At 69.7% G+C, this 18,742-nt stretch carries 15 protein-coding genes; 10 read left to right on the forward strand and 5 right to left on the reverse strand.

Annotated elements, in window-relative coordinates; genetic code table 11:
• Positions 1 to 83: 83 nt before the first annotated feature.
• From ACIQI8_RS12355 to ACIQI8_RS12365, 3 genes are read left to right on the forward strand one after another with little or no spacing between them, the layout of a single operon-like run.
• A complete protein-coding gene (locus ACIQI8_RS12355) occupies positions 84 to 935 on the forward strand; it encodes an alkaline phosphatase family protein (protein WP_402350387.1) in 852 nt (283 codons plus the stop codon).
• A gap of 1 nt (position 936) precedes the next feature.
• Positions 937 to 2,250 carry an MFS transporter gene (locus ACIQI8_RS12360; protein ID WP_402347991.1) on the forward strand — a complete coding sequence of 438 codons (1,314 nt, stop codon included), beginning with the start codon at positions 937 to 939 and terminating at the stop codon, positions 2,248 to 2,250.
• Positions 2,247 to 3,266 carry a TolB family protein gene (locus tag ACIQI8_RS12365; RefSeq protein ID WP_402347994.1) on the forward strand — a complete coding sequence of 340 codons (1,020 nt, stop codon included), beginning with the start codon at positions 2,247 to 2,249 and terminating at the stop codon, positions 3,264 to 3,266. The genes ACIQI8_RS12360 and ACIQI8_RS12365 overlap by 4 nt, the downstream gene beginning before the upstream one ends.
• Here the strand turns inward: ACIQI8_RS12365 and glnA are convergent.
• On the reverse strand, positions 3,263 to 4,624 hold the full coding sequence (gene glnA / locus ACIQI8_RS12370) for a type I glutamate--ammonia ligase (RefSeq protein ID WP_402347997.1): 1,362 nt from the start codon (positions 4,622 to 4,624) through the stop codon (positions 3,263 to 3,265). The genes ACIQI8_RS12365 and glnA overlap by 4 nt on opposite strands.
• Positions 4,625 to 4,949: 325 nt before the next feature.
• On the opposite strand from glnA, the gene ACIQI8_RS12375 reads away from it, so the two are divergent.
• From ACIQI8_RS12375 to ACIQI8_RS12390, 4 genes are all read left to right on the forward strand, one after another.
• Entirely contained in the window at positions 4,950 to 5,618 is a 669-nt protein-coding gene (locus ACIQI8_RS12375; RefSeq protein ID WP_402348000.1) for a DUF3105 domain-containing protein, read from the forward strand.
• Positions 5,615 to 6,238: a DUF305 domain-containing protein gene (locus tag ACIQI8_RS12380; RefSeq protein WP_402348002.1), complete on the forward strand. Its 624-nt coding sequence runs from the start codon at positions 5,615 to 5,617 to the stop codon at positions 6,236 to 6,238. Before ACIQI8_RS12375 ends, ACIQI8_RS12380 begins: the two co-directional genes overlap by 4 nt.
• 238 nt (positions 6,239 to 6,476) lie before the next feature.
• The gene (locus tag ACIQI8_RS12385) at positions 6,477 to 8,435 is read left to right on the forward strand and encodes a protease pro-enzyme activation domain-containing protein (protein WP_402348005.1); all 1,959 of its coding nucleotides are present in this window, start codon (positions 6,477 to 6,479) and stop codon (positions 8,433 to 8,435) included.
• A 100-nt stretch (positions 8,436 to 8,535) separates the two neighbouring features.
• Positions 8,536 to 10,572 (forward strand): NAD(+) synthase, encoded by a 2,037-nt coding sequence (locus ACIQI8_RS12390; protein ID WP_402348008.1) that lies wholly within the window; start codon positions 8,536 to 8,538, stop codon positions 10,570 to 10,572.
• A gap of 216 nt (positions 10,573 to 10,788) precedes the next feature.
• On the opposite strand, the gene ACIQI8_RS12395 is transcribed toward ACIQI8_RS12390, so the two are convergent.
• The 4 genes from ACIQI8_RS12395 to ACIQI8_RS12410 all read right to left on the reverse strand — a co-directional run bounded on the left by ACIQI8_RS12395 (position 10,789) and on the right by ACIQI8_RS12410 (position 15,641).
• Positions 10,789 to 12,003 (reverse strand): MFS transporter, encoded by a 1,215-nt coding sequence (locus tag ACIQI8_RS12395; RefSeq protein ID WP_402348011.1) that lies wholly within the window; start codon positions 12,001 to 12,003, stop codon positions 10,789 to 10,791.
• Between the two features lie 108 nt (positions 12,004 to 12,111).
• On the reverse strand, positions 12,112 to 13,161 hold the full coding sequence (locus ACIQI8_RS12400) for an endonuclease/exonuclease/phosphatase family protein (RefSeq protein WP_402348013.1): 1,050 nt from the start codon (positions 13,159 to 13,161) through the stop codon (positions 12,112 to 12,114).
• A 205-nt stretch (positions 13,162 to 13,366) separates the two neighbouring features.
• Positions 13,367 to 13,999: a TetR/AcrR family transcriptional regulator gene (locus tag ACIQI8_RS12405; protein WP_402348016.1), complete on the reverse strand. Its 633-nt coding sequence runs from the start codon at positions 13,997 to 13,999 to the stop codon at positions 13,367 to 13,369.
• Between the two features lie 52 nt (positions 14,000 to 14,051).
• Positions 14,052 to 15,641 carry an MFS transporter gene (locus ACIQI8_RS12410; protein WP_402348020.1) on the reverse strand — a complete coding sequence of 530 codons (1,590 nt, stop codon included), beginning with the start codon at positions 15,639 to 15,641 and terminating at the stop codon, positions 14,052 to 14,054.
• Positions 15,642 to 15,811: 170 nt separating this feature from the next.
• Between ACIQI8_RS12410 and panB the strand changes: the two genes are divergently transcribed.
• From panB to ACIQI8_RS12425, 3 genes are all read left to right on the forward strand, one after another.
• Entirely contained in the window at positions 15,812 to 16,687 is an 876-nt protein-coding gene (panB, locus tag ACIQI8_RS12415) for a 3-methyl-2-oxobutanoate hydroxymethyltransferase (protein WP_402348023.1), read from the forward strand.
• Positions 16,688 to 16,883: 196 nt separating this feature from the next.
• Positions 16,884 to 17,909 (forward strand): ATP-binding cassette domain-containing protein, encoded by a 1,026-nt coding sequence (locus tag ACIQI8_RS12420; RefSeq protein ID WP_402348026.1) that lies wholly within the window; start codon positions 16,884 to 16,886, stop codon positions 17,907 to 17,909.
• Entirely contained in the window at positions 17,906 to 18,727 is an 822-nt protein-coding gene (locus tag ACIQI8_RS12425; protein ID WP_402348028.1) for an ABC transporter permease, read from the forward strand. The genes ACIQI8_RS12420 and ACIQI8_RS12425 overlap by 4 nt, the downstream gene beginning before the upstream one ends.
• Positions 18,728 to 18,742: the final 15 nt, after the last annotated feature.

Consider the following 18,742-nt stretch of genomic DNA (forward strand, 5'->3'; position numbering starts at 1 on the left):
GCTCCGCCCGTTCGAGTTCCCCCCGTTCCCGTTCCGCCCGTTCCAGTTCCGCCCGTTCGACGTTCCGCCGCAGCCGTACCGCCGTGGCCGCCGCGCTCGCCTTCACGGCGACGGCGGTCGGTGTGTGGACCGGCCTCGGCGGCTCCCCGTCCGCGCACGCCGCGGGCACCGTGCCGAACCCGGACCACGTCGTCGTGGTGGTCTTCGAGAACCACGCCTACAGCCAGGTGATCAGCTCCTCCAGCGCGCCGTACATCAACTCGCTCAGGACCGGCGGCGCCAACCTCAGCCAGTCGTACGCCGAGACCCACCCGAGCCAGCCCAACTACTTCGCCCTGTTCTCCGGCTCCACCCAGGGCGTCACGGACGACAGTTGCTACACGCCCGGCTTCTCCTCGGCCGCCAACCTCGCCTCCGAGGTGATCGCGGCCGGCGGCACCTGGGCCAGCTACAACGAGACGCTGCCCAGCCAGGGTTCGACGACGTGCAGCAGCGGCAGCTACGCCCGGAAGCACAACCCCTGGTTCGGCTTCAGCAACGTGCCGACGTCGACCGCGAAGACCTTCGCGCAGTTCCCGACCGACTACGCGACCCTGCCCGACGTGTCCTTCGTCGTGCCGAACCTCTGCAGCGACATGCACGACTGCTCGGTGTCCACCGGTGACACCTGGCTGAAGAACAAGCTTGGCGCGTACGCCACTTGGGCCAAGACTCACAACAGTCTGCTCGTCGTCACCTTCGACGAGGACAACCGGCTGGCCGGCAACCGCATCCCGACGGTCCTGTACGGCCAGCCGGTCACGGCGGGTTCGACCTCGGCCACCACCTACAACCACTACGACCTGCTGCGCACCCTGGAGGACTCGCAGGGCCTGACCACGCACGCGGGCAACGCGGCCTCGGCCAAGGACATCACCGGCATCTGGACGTCCTGACGTGTACGTAGCGGACAGCCGCGCGAGCACCCCGACGGCGTCCGTGGAAGGTACCGCCCGGCGTCCGCGCGCGGGGCGGTACCGCACCACGATCGCGCCCACCGTGCTCGCGCTCGGCACGGTCAGCCTGATCACCGACGTGTCCTCGGAGATGGTGACGGCGGTCCTCCCGCTGTACCTCGTGACGGGCCTCGGCCTCTCCCCGCTCGGCTTCGGCCTCCTGGACGGCGTCTACAACGGCTTCTCGGCCCTCGTCCGCCTGGCCGGGGGCCACCTGGCCGACCGGGGCGGGGGCCGGCACAAATGGGTGGCGGGCCTTGGCTACGGCATCTCGGCGGCCTGCAAACCCCTGCTCCTGCTCGCCCACACCCTCACCCCCATCGGCCTGATCCTCGCGGCCGACCGCACCGGCAAGGGCCTGCGCACGGCCCCGCGCGACGCGCTGATCTCCCTCTCCGCCACGCCGGAGACCCGCGGCCGCGCCTTCGGTGTGCACCGCGCGATGGACACGGCGGGCGCCCTGCTCGGCCCGCTGGTGGCGTTCCTCATCCTGCGGGCGACGGTCGACGGCTACGACGCGGTGTTCACGGTGAGCTTCTGCGTGGCGGTGCTGGGAGTGGTGGTGCTGGTGCTGTTCGTGCCGGGGGGTTCGACAGGGAGGCCGGCACCTCCGCAGAGCCTCACCGCACCGGAGCCGCCTCCCCAACGCCCCACCCTGCGGGCCGCGTTGGCCCTCCTCGCTCACCGCGACCTGCGCCGCATCACGCTCTGCGCGCTGCTCCTCGGCCTCGCCACGGTCAGCGACTCCTTCGTCTATCTCCTCCTCCAGCACCGCCTGGGCGTACCCGACCGCTGGTTCGCGCTGCTCCCGCTGGGCACGGCGGCGGCGTTCCTGCTCCTCGCGCTGCCGCTGGGCCGGCTGGCGGACCGGCTCGGCCGCCGCCGCGTCTTCGTGGCCGGCCACGGCGCACTGCTCCTGGCGTACGCCCTCCTCCTCACCTCCTGGCACGGCCCCGCACTTCCCTACGCCGTCCTGCTCCTGCACGGCGGCTTCTACGCGGCGACCGACGGCGTGCTGATGGCGGCGGCGTCGGAGAACGTGCCGGAGCGGCTGCGTTCCTCGGGCCTGGCGGTGGTCCAGACGGGACAGGCACTGGCGAGGTTCGCCTGCTCGCTCGGCTTCGGTGCGGCCTGGACCCTGTGGGGCGACCGCACGGCGCTGCTGTCGGCGACGGTGGCGCTGGCGGCGTGCGCGGCCTTCTCCGCCGTATCCCTGCGCCCGGCGCGCGCGGTGAAGGAAGGGCTCACGACATGACCGTACGCAACCGCCTCCTCGTCCTCCTGGCGGCCGTCCTCGCGCTCGCAGCCGTAGCGGTGGCGTCGATCCTGCACGCGTCGGCCCGCGCGGACCGCCGGAACGAAACCCAACCGGACGGCCCGAAGGTCACGTCAGGCCAGGTCACGCTCACCACCCCGGCACACATGATCTTCCGCAACATGGCCTGGGGCCCCCACCGAGACGAACTCACGACGGTCCCGGCATCCGCCCCCGCCGGCCCCCGGATCGCCTCGGGCGTGAAATGCCTCCGCTTCTACGCGGCCGCCGGCACCGGCGTCTGCCTCCAGGCGGTCCACGGCCCGGTCTCCGACACCTACCGCGCGTCGATCCTCGACGCCCACCTCAAGGAGACGGCCCACTACGACGTCCCCGGCATCCCCTCCCGCGCCCGGGTCTCCCCCACGGGCCACTTCGCCGCGTGGACGGCGTTCGTGGGCGGCGACTCCTACGCGGGCACGAACTTCTCGACCCGCACGACGATCGTGGACGTACGCACAGGCAACCTGACCCCGTCCCTGGAGACCTTCCACATCATCAAGGACAACCACCCCTACCACTCGGCGGACGCCAACTTCTGGGGCGTGACCTTCGCGCCGGACGACAGGACCTTCTACGCGACGCTGGCGACAAAGGGCCGGACGTACCTGGTCAGGGGCGACCTCCGAACAGAAACAGTCACGACCCTGCACGAGAACGTCGAATGCCCGTCCCTCTCCCCCGACGGCACCCGCATCGCGTACAAGAAACGAGTGAAGGGCCTCCCGAAGGACGCCCCCTGGCACCTGTACGTCCTGAACCTCCGCACGCTGCACGAAACCCCCCTGGCCGAACCCCGCAGCGTGGACGACCAGGCGGTATGGCGGGACGACCACACGATCGCGTACGCCCTGCCCGGCGACTACGGAGCGGACCTGTACCAAGTACCGGCGGACGGCACGGGAAAGCCGCGGCGCATCAGCACCGCGGCTGTGTCCCCTGCGTTCGTCGACTAGAGAACCGGCAGGTTCTTCCGCAGCTCGAACGCCGTCACCTCGGAGCGGTACTCCTCCCACTCCTGCCGCTTGTTGCGCAGGAAGAAGTCGAAGACGTGCTCGCCCAGGGTCTCGGCCACCAGGTCGCTGCGTTCCATCAGGGTCAGGGCCTCGCCCAGGTTTTGCGGGAGGGGCTCGATGCCCATCGCTCGGCGTTCGGCGTCGGAGAGGGCCCAGACGTCGTCCTCCGCGCCCGGGGGGAGTTCGTAGCCCTCTTCGATGCCCTTGAGGCCGGCGGCCAGGAGGAGGGCGTAGGCCAGGTACGGGTTCGCGCCCGAGTCCAGGGAGCGGACCTCCACGCGGGCCGAGCCCGTCTTGCCGGGCTTGTACATGGGGACGCGGACCAAGGCGCTGCGGTTGTTGTGGCCCCAGCAGATGTAGGAGGGGGCCTCGCCGCCGGCGCCGGCCGTGCGTTCCGAGCCGCCCCAGATGCGCTTGTAGGAGTTGACCCACTGGTTGGTGACCGCCGAGATCTCCGCCGCGTGCTTCAGCAGGCCCGCGATGAAGGAGCGGCCGACCTTGGAGAGCTGGTACTCCGAGCCGGACTCGTAGAACGCGTTGCGGTCGCCCTCGAAGAGTGAGAGGTGCGTGTGCATGCCCGAGCCGGGGTGTTCCGAGAACGGCTTCGGCATGAACGTCGCCTGCACGCCCTGCTCCAGCGCCACCTGCTTCATGACCAGGCGGAACGTCATGATGTTGTCCGCGGTGGAGAGCGCGTCCGCGTAGCGGAGGTCGATCTCCTGCTGGCCCGGCGCGCCCTCGTGGTGGGAGAACTCGACCGAGATGCCCATCGACTCCAGCATGGTGATCGCCTGGCGGCGGAAGTCCATGCCGATGTTCTGGGGGGTGTGGTCGAAGTAGCCGGAGTTGTCGGCCGGGGTGGGGCGGCTGCCGTCCAGCGGGCGGTCCTTCAGGAGGAAGAACTCGATCTCCGGGTGGGTGTAGAAGGTGAAGCCCAGGTCGGAGCCGCGGGTCAGGGCGCGCTTGAGGACGTAGCGCGGGTCCGCGAAGGACGGGGAGCCGTCCGGCATGAGGATGTCGCAGAACATCCGGGCGGTGCCGGGGGCCTCGGCGCGCCACGGGAGGATCTGGAACGTCGACGGGTCGGGCTTGGCGATCATGTCGGACTCGTAGACCCGGGCGAAGCCCTCGATCGCGGAGCCGTCGAAGCCGATGCCCTCGTCGAAGGCCTGTTCCAGTTCGGCGGGGGCCACGGCGACGGACTTCAGGAAGCCCAGCACGTCCGTGAACCACAGGCGTACGAACCGGATGTCGCGCTCCTCCAATGTGCGGAGCACGAACTCCTGCTGCTTGTCCATCTTCCGATTCCCCATCCTTGCTGGTCAGGCCGCCTGCCCCAGGTCGCGCGGGAGGCGGTCGGGCACCTGAGCATCCCACCACAACAGCATTTCATGCGCGTTGCCGACCATGATCGGCCGAGCGACCGGGGCCTGAACGGCTCCGGTCCGGCGGGTGTACGACTCTCCCGCCATCTTGCCTGCTCGGACCGGTATCCGTAATGCCCGGCCCGTACTGATCCGGGCGAAGCAAGGGGTTGGCTGTGACCCACCTACGAAAGTCTTCCCCTTCCCCACTACGATCAGCGGACCGACCGGCCACCTTTTCCCCAGAAGGACACACCTCATGGGTTCCGCCAAGGCGAAGAACAGCAACAGCGCGGCCCGCAAGGCGCGTATAGAGGAGATGCAGCGTGCGGAGCGGGCCCGTGAGCGGCGCGCGCGGATCCTGACGATCGGTGCGAGCGTGGTCGTCGTGGCCGGGCTGGTCGTCGGTGGTGTCTTCGTGGTGAAGTCCCAGAGCGACAAGGACGACTCGGCGTCCGACTCGAAGACCTCGGGGCACTTCGTCACCGGCAAGGACGGGGTGAAGACGTGGAAGGGGACGCTGGGCCGTACCCACGTCGCCAAGACGGTGAAGTACCCCACCGAGCCCCCGGTCGGCGGCAACCACAACCAGGTCTGGATGAACTGCAACGGCGACGTCTACACCAAGGCGCTGAACAACATGAACGCCGTGCACTCGCTGGAGCACGGCGCGGTGTGGGTGACGTACACGAGCAAGGCCTCGAAGGCGGACGTGGACGCGCTGGCGGCGAAGGTGAAGAAGACGCCGTACACGCTGATGAGCCCGGACGACAAGCAGCCCGACCCGATCATGCTGACCGCGTGGGGCAAGCAGCGCACGGTGACGAGCGCGACCGACCCGAACGTGGACAAGTTCTTCGCGGAGTTCGTGCAGGGCAAGCAGACCCCGGAGCCGGGGGCCGCGTGCACGAACGGCCTGTCGCAGTGAGGCAGGCCGGTCTGATCGCGGGGGCCGCGGTGGTGGCGCTGATCGCGGCCGGCGGGATCACGTACGCGGTCGCCGAGGAGGGCGGCTCCACCACGAGCGTGCCGGCCGCCGACTCCGCGGACGCCGGGTTCGCCCGGGACATGGCGGTGCACCACCAGCAGGCCGTGGAGATGTCCTACATCGTGCGCGACCGCACGAAGGACACGGATGTACGCCGACTTGCATACGACATCGCGCAGACGCAGGCCAACCAGCGCGGCATGCTGCTGGGCTGGCTGGACCTGTGGGGGCTGCCGAAGGTGTCGGCGGACGCGCCGATGACGTGGATGGGCATGGGCGACATGGCGTCCGGCAAGGACGGTTCGCTGATGCCGGGCATGGCGACCAACACCGAGATGAAGAAGCTCGGCACGCTCAGCGGCAAGCAGGCGGAAGTCTTCTATCTGCAGTTGATGACCGACCACCACAAGGGCGGGATCCACATGGCCGAGGGCTGTGTCGCCAAGTGCTCGGTCGATGTGGAGAAGCGACTCGCGCAGGGCATGGTCAACGCGCAGCAGTCGGAGATCCAGGTGATGGGGGACATGCTCAAGGAGCGCGGTGCGAAGGCGCGTTCGTAACCTTCCGGAAAGATCGGGACTGAACGAAAGCCTCAAATCCCCCATCCTGGCCGTTCCTTGAGGTTCTCTTGGCATTGGCAGAGGTTCTCTTGGCTTGCGCATTCCCCTGGCATGAACGGTTCATCGAAAGAGTGACCCCTACCGTTTGATCCAATTCCGTGCCCCCGCCGCGGCGCGGTTCTCCGAGGATCAGCGGAGACCGACCACACATGCGAAGAACCGCATCGCAGGGGGTTCCATGAGATCCAACCGCGCCAAGTCGCGTGCCGTGGTGAGCATGGCGGCAACACTGCCCATGCTCGCCGGCGCGCTGGCGCTCGGCATACCCGCGGCCCACGCCGCGGACAACCCGGGCCGCGACTCGCTGGCGGGCACCAAGCCCGCCTGGGCCACGGCCAAGGCGGACAAGGGGGCCACCTCCAACGGCTCCCAGGTCTCGCTGCGGGTGTACCTCGCAGGCAAGGACGCCAGCGGCCTCGCGGCCTACGCGAAGGCCGTGTCCGACCCGAACTCGGCGGCGTACGGCAAGTACCTGAGCGCCAAGCAGGTGCAGGCCCGCTTCGGCGCGACCAAGGCCCAGGTGGCCGCGGTCAAGTCGTGGCTGACGTCCACGGGACTGAAGGTCACCGGCGTCACGCAGCACTACGTCTCCGTCACCGGTGACGTGGCCGCCGCGGAGAAGGCGTTCAGCACCCAGCTGCACAACTACGCCAAGGGCGCCAAGACCTACCGCGCGCCCTCCAAGTCGGCGTCCGCGCCCGACAGCCTCAACGGCGCCGTCCTGACCGTCACCGGCCTGGACAACGCTCCGCACAAGGCGAACCACGACGACCAACTGCCGGGTCCGACCGCGGTGTTCAAGAACGCGGGGCCGTTCTCCTCGTACTACGGCTCCAAGACCGCGACCTCGCTGCCCAGCGCGTACGGCAAGAAGATCCCGTACGCCGTGCAGGGTTACACCGGCAAGCAGCTGCGCGCCGCCTACGGCGCGGGCAAGTACACCGGCAAGGGCGTGCGCGTCGCCATCACCGACGCCTACGCCTCGCCGACCATCGCCTTCGACGCGGCCACGTACGCGAAGAAGCACGGCGACGCCAAGTGGAAGACCGGTCAGCTGCACCAGGTGCTGCCCGGCAACTACACGAACACCGGCGCCGACGAGTGCGATGCCTCGGGCTGGTACGGCGAGGAGACCCTCGACGTCGAGGCCGTGCACGCGGTGGCGCCGGACGCCGACGTCACGTACGTGGGCGGCGCGTCCTGCTTCGACGACGATCTGCTCGACTCACTGAGCAAGGTCGTCGACAACCACCTGGCCGACATCGTCTCCAACTCCTGGGGCGACATCGAGGCCAACCAGACGCCGGACCTCGCGGCCGCCTACGACCAGGTGTTCCAGCTGGGCGCGGTCGAGGGCATCGGCTTCTACTTCTCCTCCGGTGACAACGGCGACGAGGTCGCGCACACCGGTGTGAAGCAGGTCGACACTCCGGCCAACTCGGCGTGGGTGACGGCGGTCGGCGGTACCTCCCTCGCCGTCGGCAAGGGCGACAAGTACCTGTGGGAGACCGGCTGGGGCACCGAGAAGGCCTCGCTGTCCGCGGACGGCAAGAGCTGGACGGCCTTCCCCGGCGCCTTCACCTCGGGCGCGGGCGGCGGCACCAGCAAGACGGTGTCCGAGCCCTACTACCAGAAGGGTGTCGTCCCGAACGCGCTCGCCACGGCCAACAACGCCGCCGGCAACCGCGTCGTGCCCGACATCTCGGCGATCGCCGACCCGAACACGGGCTTCAAGGTCGGCCAGACCCAGACCCAGGCCGACGGGTCGGAGTCGTACAGCGAATACCGCATCGGCGGCACCTCGCTGGCCTCGCCGGTGATCGCGGCCGTCCAGGCACTGGCCCAGGAGGCGCGCGGCGGCAAGGCGATCGGTTTCGCCAACCCGTCGATCTACGCCAAGTACGGCTCGAAGGCGTACCACGACGTGACCGACAACCCGACGGGCTCCGGCCTGGCGGTGGCGCGCGTGGACTTCGCCAACGGCTACGACGCCACCGACGGCCTGCTGACCTCGGTCCGCAGCCTCGGCAAGGACAGCTCGCTGTCCGCGGTGAAGGGCTACGACGACGTGACCGGCGTGGGCACGCCCGCGGACGGCTACGTCCAGTCGTTCGTCAAGCCGAAGGGTCACCGCTGACCTCGCGGTAGGCACACGGGTCACCTGTAATGGGGTGGCGTGGGGCGCACCACTCCCCCACGCCACCCCATTGCGTCGCTATGACGATTACACTGGGCCCGTGCCTCCACTCAACTTCCGGTCGCTCTACCAGCACGGCTTCGCCCGCGTAGCCGCCTGTACGGGCCACACCGTCATCGCGGACCCGCACGCCAACGCCGAGGCGGTGCTGCGCCACGCGCGCAGGTGCGCCGAGGAGGGCGTGGCCGTCGCCGTCTTCCCGGAGATGGTGCTGTGCGGTTACTCGATCGAGGACCTGCTGCTCCAGGACGCGCTGCTCGACCAGGTCGAGGAGGCGCTGCGAGAGGTGGTGACGGGGTCGGCGGAGCTGCTGCCGGTCCTGGTCGTGGGCGCCCCGCTGCGTCACCGCGACCGCGTCTACAACTGCGCGGTGATCGTGCACCGCGGCCGGGTCCTCGGGGTCGTCCCCAAGTCGTACCCGCCCAACTACCGCGAGTTCTACGAGCGTCGGCAGATCGCCTCGGGCGACGCCGAGCGCGGCGGCACGATCCGGGTGGACGGGGAATCGGTGCCGTTCGGCGTGGACCTGCTGTTCGCGGCGGACGACGTGCCAGGGCTCGTCCTGCACACGGAGATCTGCGAGGACATGTGGGTGCCGGTGCCGCCGAGCGCCGAGGCGGCCCTCGCGGGCGCGACCGTCCTCGCCAACCTCTCCGGCAGCCCGATCACCGTCGGCCGCGCCGAGGACCGCAAACTCCTGGCCCGCTCGGCGTCCAGCCGCTGCCTCGCCGCGTACGTCTACGCGGCGGCCGGGCTCGGCGAGTCGACGACCGACCTGTCCTGGGACGGCCAGACCCTGATCTACGAGAACGGCGTGCTGCTCGCCGAGTCCGACCGTTTCCCGCTCGACGACCAGTACGCGGTGGCCGACGTCGACCTCGACCTGCTGCGGCAGGAGCGGCAGCGGATGGGCACCTTCGACGACAACCGCCGTACGCACGCGGCCCGTACGGCCGACTTCCGCACGGTGTCCTTCGAACTCACCCCGCCGACGGCCGACTTGGGCCTGCGCCGGCGGGTGGAGCGCTTCCCCTTCGTGCCGGCGGACGCGGACCGGCTGGCCCTGGACTGCTACGAGGCGTACAACATCCAGGTCGCGGGCCTGCAGCAGCGCCTGGCCGCGATCGGCGGCCCGAAGGTGGTCATCGGGGTGTCGGGCGGGCTCGACTCCACGCACGCGCTGATCGTCGCCGCCCGTGCGATGGACCGGGCGGGGCGTCCGCGCAGCGACATCCTGGCCTGGACGCTGCCGGGGTTCGCCACCAGCGACCACACGAAGGACAACGCGCACAAGCTGATGGCGGCGCTGGGTGTCACGGCGGCGGAGCTGGACATCACGCCGACGGCGCGGCTGATGCTGCAGGAGATGGGCCACCCCTTCGCCGCCGGCGAGCCGGTGTACGACGTCACCTTCGAGAACGTGCAGGCGGGGTTGCGTACCGACTACCTGTTCCGGCTGGCCAACCAGCGGGGCGGGATCGTGCTCGGTACCGGTGACCTGTCGGAACTGGCGCTGGGCTGGTCCACGTACGGCGTGGGCGACCAGATGAGCCACTACAACGTCAACTCGGGTGTGCCGAAGACGCTGATCCAGCATCTGATCCGGTGGGTCATCGACAGCGGGCAGTTCGGCGAGGAGGCGGGGAACATCCTCGCGGCGATCCTCGACACGGAGATCAGTCCGGAGCTGGTGCCGGGTGAGGAGATGCAGTCGACGGAGTCGAAGATCGGCCCCTACGCGCTGCACGACTTCACGCTGTTCCATGTGCTTCGGTACGGGTTCCGGCCTTCGAAGATCGCGTTCCTGGCGTGGCATGCGTGGCATGACGCGGAGGGGGGTGCGTGGCCGCCGGGGTTCCCCGAGGGGAAGCGGGGCGCCTACGACCTGCCGGAGATCCGGCGGTGGTTGGAGGTCTTCTGTCGGCGCTTCTTCGGGTTCGCGCAGTTCAAGCGCTCGGCGATGCCGAACGGGCCGAAGGTGTCGGCGGGGGGTTCGCTGTCGCCCAGGGGTGACTGGCGTGCGCCGTCGGACAGCTCGGCGACGGTGTGGCTGCGGGATCTGGCTCGGTTCGACTAGGCGGTTCTTCGCCCCCGCCGCCCCTACCCGTCCCATCCTTCTGGGGGCTGCCGCCCCCAGACCCCCGCTTCGGCCTGAACGGCCTCGTCCTCAAACGCCGGACGGGCTGAAAGATTCAAGCCAGGCCGGCGAAAACTCAGCCCCTCCGGCGTTTGAGGAGCGGGGTCTGGGGCGGAGCCCCAGGATGGGACGGGTGGGGGCGGCGGGGGCGAACTCTCAGTGGTGCACCGACTCCGACCGCTCCGGCACGTGGGACGCGACCACGCGCTCACGCCCCGGTACCGCCCGCCGTCGGTCCACCGCATACGCGACCCCCGCGACTCCCAGCCCCAGCACGGCAAGTCCCGCGCCGACGACCGCCGGGGACGTCACGCCGAACCCGGCGGCAAGAGCGAGCCCCCCGATCCACGCACCCCCGGCGTTCGCCAGGTTGAACGCCGCCTGGTTCGCCGAGGACGCCAACGACGGGGCCGACGACGCCTTTTCCATCACCATCAGCAGGAGCGGGGAACTCGTCACGAACGCCGCCGTGCCCAGGAGGACCACCGCGAGCGGCGCGCTCCACGCCGTGCCCATCAGCACCGGGAACAGCGCCAGGACCACGGCCAGCGAGACCAGGCCACCGAACAGCGTGCCCCGCATCGAGCGGTCCGCCAGCCGTCCGCCCAGGAGGTTGCCCGCCGTCGCGCCGACGCCGAACAGGGCCAGCAGCAGCGTCACGCTGGAGTCGGCGTAGCCGGCGGCGTCCGTGAGCATCGGCGTGATGTAGCTGTACGCCGCGAACAACGCGCCGAAGCCCGCCACCGTCGTACCGAGAGCCAGCCAGACCGGGAGGGAGCGGAGCGCGGCCATCTCGCCGCGCAGGCCGGCAGACGACGAGTGGGCACCGTCCCGAGGCACCAGCAGCGCCAGGGACACCACCGCCAGGACGCCGATCACGCTGACGCCGAGGAACGTGGAGCGCCAGCCGAGGTGCTGGCCCATGAGCGTGGCGACGGGCACGCCCGCGATGTTGGCGATGGTCAGCCCGAGGAACATCAGCGAGACCGCGCGGGCCTTGCGCTCGGGGGCCGCCAGCCCGGTGGCGACGACCGCGCCCACGCCGAAGAACGCGCCGTGCGGCAGACCGCTGAGGAAGCGGGCCGCGAGCAGCCAGTCGTAGTCGGGGGCGAACGCCGAGAGGGTGTTGCCCGCGATGAACAGGAGCATCAGGCCGATCAGGACCTTGCGGCGGGACATGCGCGCGGTGACGGCCGCCAGCAGGGGCGCGCCGATCACCACGCCCAGCGCGTACGCCGACACCAGGTGTCCGGCGGTGGGGATGGAGACGTGGAGGTCGTCCGCGACGTCGGGCAGCAGCCCCATCATCACGAACTCGGTGGTGCCTATGCCGAATGCGCCTACGGCCAGCGCGAGCAGGGCCAGGGGCATGGAGGTGCCTGTGCCTTTCAAAGAGTGCGGTGTTCGGTCCACTGTATGTTCATGGACGGAACAAAGTCTCCCCGGCCCAGTATTCCGGCAGGTTAAGAACGCGTGTAATCACGAGCCGGTGTCGAGATTCACACGCGCCGCCACCGGCAGATGGTCGCTCGGCGTCCGCGGCAGCGTCCACGAGCTCACCGGTTCGATGTCCTGGACCATGATCTGGTCGATCCGGGCCATCGGGAACGCGGACGGCCAGCTGAACCCGAAGCCGCTGCCCGCCGCACCCTGCGTGGAGCGCATCTGGGCGGTGACGGCGTTGAGGGAGCGGTCGTTCATGGTGCCGTTGAGGTCGCCGAGCAGGATCTTGCGGGGCAACCGCTCGTCGGCGATCGCCTCGCCCAGCGCGTCGGCGCTCTTGTCGCGCTGCCGGGCGGTGAACCCGGCCTCCAGCTTCACGCGCACCGACGGCAGATGAGCGACGTACACCGCGATCCGGCCCTCGGGCGTGGTCACCGTGGCGCGCATGGCACGCGTCCAGCCCAATTTGATGTCGACGGCCTTCACGCCGGTCAGCGGGTCCTTGCTCCACAGCCCGACCGTGCCCTCGACCGAGTGGTACTTGTACGTCGACGCCAGCGCCTTCTCGTACACCGGGACCGCCGAGGCGGTGAGTTCCTCCAGGGCCACGACGTCGGCGCCGGAGGCGGCCACGTCACGGGCGGTGCCGGCGGGGTCGGGGTTGTCGGCGTTGACGTTGTGGGTGGCGACGGTCAGGTCGCCGCCGGTGCCGGTCTTGTCGCTGAGCAGGCCGCCGAAGACGTTCAGCCAGACGGCGGCGGTCAGCACCACCGCGATCAGCGCGGTCGCGCTCCTGCGTACCAGGGCGAGCACCAGCAGCACCGGGACCAGCACGCCCAGCCAGGGCAGGAAGGTCTCGGTGAGGCTGCCCAGGTTGCCGATCACGTTCGGGATCTGCGCGTGCAGCAGCATGACCAGGGCGAGGATCAGCGCGATCGCGGCGAGCACGATGCCGCGCCGCCAGATTCTCGGGTCCCCGCGCCAGCCGGCGACCAGCCGCTTCAGCAGGCGCCGGACCCGGTCTCCCCGGCGTTCGGGTCCCGACCCGCCGCCGTCCGTCTCCGTCACATAAGCCTGCTGCGCCATACCGTCGCCTCACTACCTGCCGTGCGCACCGTTCATCTCCGCGTCATACGACCCTAGGGGATGATCGGTTCTCGTCCCGCCGTCCAAGACGGCCGTACGGGCACGAGGACGACGAAGCGGACGCGAGGAGTTCCGGGGACCGCTGGTGAAAGCGCGGTCTGTGACGCAACGCGCACATTCACGCGTTCAGGCTCACGCGCCGTTCCTACGGCGTGGTCGGCGGGCTGACGGGTCGTACTCCCGCGAGGAGCGTGTCCACGATCTGTTCCGACAGGCCGTCCGGGAGGTCGCCGTCGTGGCGCATGACGGAGCGCAGGAGCATCGGGCCGACGAGCAGGTCGTTGATGAGTTCGGGGTCGAGGTCGGTGCGCAGTTCACCGTTCTCCTGGCCGCGGCGCAGGATCTCCACCGCCTTGCGGCGGCGGGGCTCCACGACGGTCGTCTGGTAGGCGGTCCACACCTTCGGGGTGGTCTTCATCTGCGCGAAGACGTTGTGCAGGAGCAGGGAGGAGCGGGTCATCAGGCCGCGCTGGCGCAGCTGTTCGAGCATGGCGACGAGGTCGTCGCGCATGGAGGTGCCGGGCAGTTCGGGATCCGCCGGCTCGGCGTCGCGGATGACGTCGACGAACAGCTCCTCCTTGCCGCTCCAGCGGCGGTAGATGGCGGCCTTGCCGACACCGGCGGTGCGGGCGATGCGCTCGATGGAGAGTTCGGACAGTGGCACGCCGTCCTCCAGGAGCTTCATCACGCCCTCCGTGATGGCGCGTTCCACGGCCTCGCTGCGCGGGCGTCCCCGGGTGGGGGCGTCCGGCCGAGTCCCCTTGCCGGCAAGGCTCACTTCACTGCGTCCCTTCGCTGTCCCCGCTCCGATCTCCCGGTGATTGTCGTCGTTACTCGCCGACGACGACCAACTCCTGCTCCTCCTGGCCTTCCTGGCCGGCCGTCGGCCGGCCGGGCAGGAAGAGGAAGGCGACGACCGCGCCGATGACCGCGACGCCCGCTCCGCACAGCGCGGTGACGTGCATCGCGTGCAGGAACGCGTCGTTGGCCGGGGTGACGAGTGCCTTGCCCTGCGCGCCCAGCTTCTCGGCGACGCCGAGGGTGGCCTCGATGGACTCGCCGGCGGTGTCCCGCAGGGCGGGCGGTACGAGGCCGAGCTTGCCCTCGATGCCGTTGCGGTAGGCCGTGGACAGGACCGAGCCGAGGACGGCGATGCCGAGGGCGCCGCCGACCTGGCGGAAGGTGTTGCTCAGCGCGGACGCGGAGCCCGCCTTCTCGCGCGGCAGGGCCTGCATGATGACGACGCTGGTCGGGGTCATGACGTGCGCCATGCCGGCACCCATCAGGAAGAAGATGACCTCCAGGATCCAGATCGGCGTGTCCGCGTCGAGGGTCGCGAAGGCGGCGAGCATGCCGGCGAGCAGCAGCAGGCCGACGCCGGTGGTGATCTTGTTGCCGAACCGGTCGACGACCAGCCGGGCCCGCGGCGCGAAGATCATCTGCGCGGCGGCCAGCGGAAGCATCAGCAGACCGGTCTGCAGCGGCGAGTAGCCGCGCACGCTCTGGGTGTAGAAGACCGAGAAGAAGGTCACGCCCATCAGCGCGAAGAAGACCAGCGCGATGGCGGCGATCGCGGCCGAGAACACCTTGTTCTTGAAGTACGTGACGTCGATGGAGGGGTGGTCGCTGCGCTTCTCGAACCAGACGAATCCGGCGAGGACGAGGACACCGGCGATGATCGTCGACAGCACCTTGGGGGCGGTGAAGTCGGCGAGTTCGCCGCCCTCGATGATGCCGTAGACCAGCAGGACGAGGCCGACGACGGACAGCACGACGCCGATCGGGTCGACGCGGCCGGGCTTGGGGTCGCGGGAGTCGGGCACCAGCCAGATCATCAGGGCGAGCGCGAGCAGCACGATCGGCACGTTGATCAGGAAGACGGAGCCCCACCAGAAGTGGTCGAGGAGCACACCGCCGGTGATCGGGCCGATCGCGATGGCGAGGCCCACGCCGCCGGCCCAGATGCCGATCGCCTTGGGCTGCTCGTCGCGCTCGAAGACGTTCATCAGGACGGCGAGGGTGGCGGGCATGACGAAGGCGGCGCCGAGCGCCATCAGCGCGCGGAAGGCGATGAGCTGGGTCGGCGAGCCGGACTCGGCGGCCAGCGCGGAGCCGATGCCGAACACGACGAGCCCGCCGAGCAGGACCTTCTTGCGGCCGATGCGGTCGCCGAGGAGGCCGGCGGTGAACAGCAGGCCCGCGAAGACGAGGGTGTAGGCGTTGATCGCCCACTCCAGCTCGCTCTGCGTGGCGCCCAGGCCGGTGGGGGCCGGGGTCGAGATCGTCTTGATGGCGACGTTCAGGATCGAGTTGTCGAGCACCACGATCAGCAGGCTCAGCATGAGAACGCCGAGGATCGCCCAACGGCGCCGGTGCACCGCCTCCGGTATGCGGGAGGCGGGGACGGATGGAGTGGTCATGCCGACGAGGCTAGGCGAATTCCGATACGGAACGGTCCCGTATCGTAAATCTTTTACTCATCTCTTACGTGACGGAGACCCCTCTGGCCCTCACTGGCACGAGGTGCCACCATGGAGGTGATCCGGGGACACCGTCAGGGTGCCTCGAGATGACCGAAGGAGCCGTTGCAATGACGCAGCTTTCGGCTGCCCCGACTGTGCACAACAGTCCCTCCGACGGCAGCAAGGCGCTGTACGGAGGCAAGGGCACACGCCGTATCACCGTGCGCGACATCGCCCTCGCCAAGGACCGCGGCGAGAAGTGGCCCATGCTCACCGCCTACGACGCGATGACCGCGTCCGTCTTCGACGAGGCCGGGATCCCGGTGATCCTCGTCGGCGACTCGGCGGGCAACTGCCATCTGGGGTACGAGACGACCGTACCCGTCACCCTCGACGAGATGACCATGCTCTCGGCGGCCGTGGTCCGCGGCACGACCCGCTCGCTGATCGTGGGCGACCTGCCGTTCGGCTCCTACCAGGAGGGCCCGGTGCAGGCGCTGCGCTCGGCGACCCGGCTGGTCAAGGAGGCCGGGGTGGGCGCCGTGAAGCTGGAGGGCGGCGAGCGCTCGCACGAGCAGATCCGCCTCCTGGTGGAGGCCGGCATCCCGGTCATGGCGCACATCGGCCTGACCCCGCAGTCCGTGAACGCGATGGGATACCGCGTGCAGGGGCGTGGCGAGGAGGCGGCCCAGCAGTTGCTGCGCGACGCCAAGGCGGTGCAGGACGCGGGCGCGTTCGCGGTCGTCCTGGAACTGGTGCCGGCGGAGCTGGCGGCCGAAGTGACCCGGGTGCTGCACATCCCGACGGTCGGTATCGGCGCGGGCGCGGAGACGGACGCCCAGGTGCTGGTGTGGACCGACATGCTCGGGCTGACGCCGGGGCGGGTACCGAAGTTCGTCAAGCAGTACGCGAATCTCCGGGAGGTCATGGGGGACGCGGTGAAGGCGTTCGCGGAGGACGTGGTCGGCGGAACGTTCCCGCTGGAGGAGCACTCGGTCCACTGACGTCATGAAGTCATGAAGTCATGAAGCAGCCATAGAGCCATTGCGGCACAGAGACGGCCCGCCGATTTCCCCCGTCGGCGGGCCGTCGCCTTTGTCCGGTTCCCGTCGGCCGCGTGTCGGCACCGACAGGTCACCGACATATCTCTGTCGGTGACCTGTCGGTCGTTTGTCGGTGGGGCCTGGCACCGTTCTCGGCATGACGCGAATCGACAAGAACCCCAGCGGCGGGAACATCGCCGTGACCGTGCGGGGGCTGGTCAAGCACTACGGCGAGACCAAGGCGCTGGACGGCGTCGACCTGGACGTGCGCGAGGGCACCGTGATGGGTGTGCTCGGGCCGAACGGCGCCGGCAAGACCACCCTCGTACGCATCCTGTCCACCCTCCTGGCCCCGACCTCCGGGCAGGCGAACGTCGTCGGCTACGACGTCCTGCGCCAGCCCCGCCAGCTGCGCAAGGTGATAGGGCTCACCGGGCAGTACGCCTCGGTCGACGAGAAGCTCTCCGGCTGGGAGAACCTCTATCTGATCGGGCGCCTGCTCGACCTGTCCCGCAAGGACTCCCGTGCCCGGGCCGACGAGCTGCTGGAGCGGTTCTCGCTCACCGAGGCCGCCCGGCGCCCGGCGAGCACCTACTCCGGCGGTATGCGGCGCCGGCTCGACCTGGCCGCCTCGATGATCGGGCACCCGCAGGTGCTCTTCCTCGACGAACCGACCACCGGTCTGGACCCGCGCACCCGCAACGAGGTGTGGGCCGAGGTGAAGTCCATGGTCGGCGAGGGCGTGACCGTCCTGCTCACCACCCAGTACATGGAGGAGGCCGAACAGCTGGCCTCCGAGCTGACCGTCGTCGACCGCGGCAAGGTCATCGCCGGCGGCGCCATCGAGGAGCTGAAGGCGAAGGTCGGCGGCCGTGCCCTGCGCATCCGCCCGGTCGACCCGCTGGAGCTGCGCCCGCTGGCCGGCGCGCTGGACGCGCTCGGCATCACCGGGCTCGCCACCACGACCGTGGACCCCGACAGCGGCACGCTCCTGGTGCCGATCCTCAGCGACGAGCAGCTGACCGCGGTCGTCGGCGCGGTCACCGCGCGCGGCATCACCATCGGCTCGATCACCACCGAACTGCCCAGCCTGGACGAGGTGTTCCTCTCGCTCACCGGCCACAAGGCCAGTGCCCCGCAGGACGCCGTGCCCACCGACACCCGCGAGGAGGTCGCCGTATGAGCGCCGCCACGATCACCGCCCCCGCCGGCGTCACCGACGCTCATATCCCGCTGCGCAACCACGTCCGGCACACCGGCGCGCTGATCCGCCGCAACCTGCTGTGGATCCGCCAGGACCCGGAGTCGATGTTCGACGCCGTGCTCTTCCCGGTGATCTTCACCCTGCTGTTCGTGTACGTCTTCGGCGGCTCCATCGGCAAGTCGCTGGGCGGCGGCCAGGAGGCGTACGTGCAGTACGTCATCCCCGGGCTGCTGGCGATGATGGGGATGAACATGTCCCAGGGCGTCGGCACCGGCTTCAACACGGACTTCAACTCCGGGGTCATGGACCGCTTCCGGTCCCTGCCGATCGGGCGCGGCTCGGTGCTGATCGCCAAGATCGTGGTGGAGCTGATGCGCATGCTCGCCGCGTGCGTGATCCTCATGATCGTCGCCGTGCTGGTGGGCTTCGACATCACCAGCTGGACCGGGATGCTCGGTGCCGTGGGTCTTGCCACGGTGTTCGGGTCGGCGCTGATGTGGGTGTTCATCACCCTCGGTGTGACGATGAAGAGCGCGCAGTCGGTGCAGGCGATGGGCTTCCTGGTGATGATGCCGCTGCAGTTCGGCTCGTCGATCTTCGCGCCGACCGACTCGATGCCGGGCTGGCTGCAGAACTTCACCGACTACAACCCGCTGTCCTCGCTCGCCGACGCGGCGCGCGGCATGATGGTCGGCGGCCCGGTCGCGCACGGGCTGTGGGTGACGCTGGCCTGGTCGGTCGGTCTCACGGCGGTCATGGCGCCGGTCGCGATCCACAAGTTCCGTACCAAGAACTGACCTTCACCATCGGTG

This window comes from Streptomyces sp. NPDC092369 (genome assembly GCF_044755245.1).
Classification (GTDB): Bacteria; Actinomycetota; Actinomycetes; order Streptomycetales; family Streptomycetaceae; genus Streptomyces.